1 protein-coding gene is annotated in these 293 nt (G+C 66.6%); it reads right to left on the bottom strand.

The window, feature by feature from the left end:
* The coding region (locus tag IG178_RS24810) for a hypothetical protein (RefSeq protein ID WP_226895784.1) at positions 1-271 on the bottom strand (271 nt) is incomplete at its 3' end.
* Between the last annotated feature and the right edge of the window lie 22 nt (positions 272-293).

The following is a 293-nucleotide window of genomic DNA, read 5'->3' as shown; positions in this document are numbered from 1 at the left end:
GCACCGGGTCGAAGGACAGCGATCTTGAGGAGACATCCTCCTCAATGCTCAGGAGGTCGCTCACCGCCGCCAGGTGCCTGGCGCTGAGGGCCTCGGTGATGTGGAAGTCCTTCCGGTGCGACGACAGGTTCTGTCCCCATCGCATGTAGACGAAGCTCGGGGCATTGGCATGCACCGGGCGCAGCTGCTGGCCTCGGCCGGTCGCGGACTTCGCCTGCACGGCCGTCATCAGCTCGGGGGCGGACCAGGGTGACAGATTGCCGGGATCCACACGCTGCGGATCCCGGATCACG

Origin of the sequence: Neoluteolibacter marinus, assembly GCF_014904755.1 — a bacterium.
Taxonomy (GTDB): Bacteria; Verrucomicrobiota; Verrucomicrobiia; order Verrucomicrobiales; family Akkermansiaceae; genus Haloferula; species Haloferula marina.
Note: the sequence above shows the minus strand (reverse complement) of the source record. Positions and strands in the feature narration are given on the sequence as shown.